This window comes from Mucilaginibacter sp. P4_G9 (assembly GCF_056400985.1).
The window spans coordinates 1-2,766 of sequence record NZ_JBFUKF010000538.1 but is presented as its reverse complement, the minus strand read 5'-3'; the positions used below and the strand labels follow the sequence as shown (position 1 = coordinate 2,766).

3 protein-coding genes are annotated in these 2,766 nt (G+C 41.4%); all 3 read left to right on the top strand.

The genetic code is table 11. The annotated features are described in order from the left end of the window. On the top strand, nucleotides 1–1,012 hold a 1,012-nt coding region (locus tag AC1DPZ_RS24970), incomplete at its 5' end, for a sensor histidine kinase (protein ID WP_477408581.1). Nucleotides 1,013–1,100: 88 nt separating this feature from the next. Next, the gene (locus AC1DPZ_RS24965) at nucleotides 1,101–1,478 is read left to right on the top strand and encodes a response regulator (protein WP_477408579.1); all 378 of its coding nucleotides are present in this window, start codon (nucleotides 1,101–1,103) and stop codon (nucleotides 1,476–1,478) included. Between the two features lie 3 nt (nucleotides 1,479–1,481). Continuing rightward, nucleotides 1,482–2,525 (top strand): adenylate/guanylate cyclase domain-containing protein, encoded by a 1,044-nt coding sequence (locus AC1DPZ_RS24960; RefSeq protein ID WP_477408577.1) that lies wholly within the window; start codon nucleotides 1,482–1,484, stop codon nucleotides 2,523–2,525. The last annotated feature ends 241 nt before the right edge of the window (nucleotides 2,526–2,766 follow it).

The following is a 2,766-nucleotide window of genomic DNA, read 5'->3' as shown; positions in this document are numbered from 1 at the left end:
GGCATGTGCTATGTGGTTCGTGTACCGGAGGCAAAACAAAGTCCTTGAACTTGAGCGCAAAAGACGACGTGATGAGGAAGAGCAAAACAGAATGATGGCCGCCATGAAGGTAAATCTGGAAAGCCAGGTACGTGAGCGAACTGCTGAGCTTACCAACCAGAAAGAGGAATTACAAACTACCCTCGCCGAACTTAAAAGCACCCAGGCACAACTGGTACAGCAGGAAAAAATGGCTTCATTAGGTGAGCTTACTGCTGGTATAGCCCATGAAATTCAAAACCCGTTAAATTTCGTAAATAATTTTAGCGAGGTAAGTATTGAATTATTGGATGAGTTAAAGGATGAGGTATTTAGCAAATTGCCCGATGATGTTAAGCAGGAAGCAGATGATATCATAAGCGATATCACCCAAAACCTTACCAAAATAAACCAGCATGGCAAGCGTGCCGATGCTATTGTAAAAGGTATGCTGCAACACTCGCGCACCACCACCGGCAAAAAAGAGCCTACCGATGTAAATGCCCTTGCCGATGAATACCTGCGTTTAAGCTACCACGGTTTGCGGGCAAAGGACAAGACGTTTAACGCCGGCATGAAAACCAGCTTTGATGAAAGCATTGGTAAAATTGAGGCCATTCCGCAGGATCTGGGCAGGGTATTGCTCAATCTTTTTAATAATTCTTTTTATTCTGTTGCCGAAAAGAAAAAACAGAATATTGCCGGTTATGAACCTACCGTAAGCGTAGTTACCAAAAAGGTTAAAAACCAGGCAGGCTTAAGCGCGGTTGAAATAACGGTAAGCGATAATGGTACCGGCATACCGCAAAAGGTATTGGATAAAATATACCAGCCTTTTTTCACCACCAAACCAACCGGGCAGGGAACCGGGTTAGGCTTATCTATGAGTTATGACATCATCACCAAAGGTCATGGCGGCGATTTGAAGGTGGAGACTGCAGAAGGTGAATTTGCCAGGTTCATCATTACCATTCCTGATATAAAAGCTAATTAATAGTATTTAGCATACAAGCTGACAAGAATTATGCTTTAACTATCTTTAATAAATAAACACAAAATTTAACTTTGGATTATATTTACATATGAAGATACTTGTTGTTGATGACGAGGCGGATGTACAACCATTGTTTTTGCAACGTTTTCGCAAAGAGATAAAAAGTGGGGAAACTGAGTTTAATTTCGCGCTATCGGGCGAGGAAGCGATGGCATTTCTGGCAGTTAATCATTCTGAAGTGGTGCTGATCTTATCAGACATCAACATGCCCGGGATGACTGGCCTGGAGCTTCTTGATAAAATAAGGCATACTTATGAAAAACCGCCACCGGTTGTGATGATGATTACCGCTTATGGCGATGACGAGAATTATAAGCGGTCGATGGAATTGGGCGCCGACGATTTTTTAACCAAACCGCTTGATTTTAATAATTTAAAAGAAAAACTAAAACACATAGAACAATAAATAATGGCCAAGATACTGGTGGTTGATGACGAATTAGACCTGGAATTACTCATAAAACAAAAATTCAGGAAAAAGATCCGCGAAAAGGTGTATGATTTTGTATTTGCCCACAATGGTTTTGAAGCATTAATCAAACTTGCCGAGGAACCTGATATTGATATGGTATTGAGCGACATCAATATGCCCGAAATGGATGGCCTTACCCTGCTTACCAAACTGCCCGAGTGCAACCCTATCCTAAAAGCGGTAATGGTATCGGCCTACAGCGATATGGATAACATCCGTACCGCCATGAACCGTGGCGCCTTTGATTTTGTTTGTAAGCCGGTAAACTTTGACGACCTGGATATCACCATTGAAAAAACTTTATTGCATGTTGTAGAACTGAAGAAAACCATGCAGGCCATTAAGGAGAATAACATTCTTAAAATGTATGTAGATGAGAATGTGCTCAACTTTATGACTACCAAAGAGTTTGAGAACAGCCTGCTGAGTAACGAAACGATAGATGCCACCGTATTATTTATTGATGTGTGCAGCTTCACGGCTATATCCGAGCATGTACCTGCTAATACCGTAGTAAACCTGCTGAACAAGCTATTTGACGCGATGGTTAAAGAAATTATTGCCCAAAACGGCCATATTGATAAATTTATGGGCGACGCAGTAATGGCTATATTTCGCGGAGAATACCACCTTGACCGCGCCATAGATGCCGCCCTTGCCGTGCGCGAAAAAATGCATGCAACCGAAGCAATTAAATATGGTAATAAAACCTTTAAGCCCGAAGTATCCATCGGCATCAATTCGGGCGAGATGATCTCGGGCAATATTGGTTCGGCTTCGTTAAAACGTTTGGACTATACGGTAATTGGCGATGCGGTAAACCTGGCCCAGCGCCTGCAGGGTGTAGCCCAGGCTAACCAGATCATTGTAACCGAAGAAGTGTACCACAAAGCCAAAGAATCATTCGAATTAAAAAAGATTGGCGAAGTAAGTCTGAAAAACAAGGCGAAAGCGGTGGAAATTTATGAAGTAGTTTCTTGAGTAGCAAGTATCAAGTATCAAGTACATAGTATTAAGACCGCTTCTGCAAATGGCATTTACCCTCAAAAATCTTGATACTTGATACTAACTACTTGATACTAAAAATTTATCTTCAAAAAATCTTGATACCTGATACTAACTACTTGATACTAAAATTAATGTTCCCTTACCCTTTTCTTTAGCACCCCGCCTGCAGCTTCCTTAATACTATTGGTAAATACAAAAGCCTTGGGATCTATAC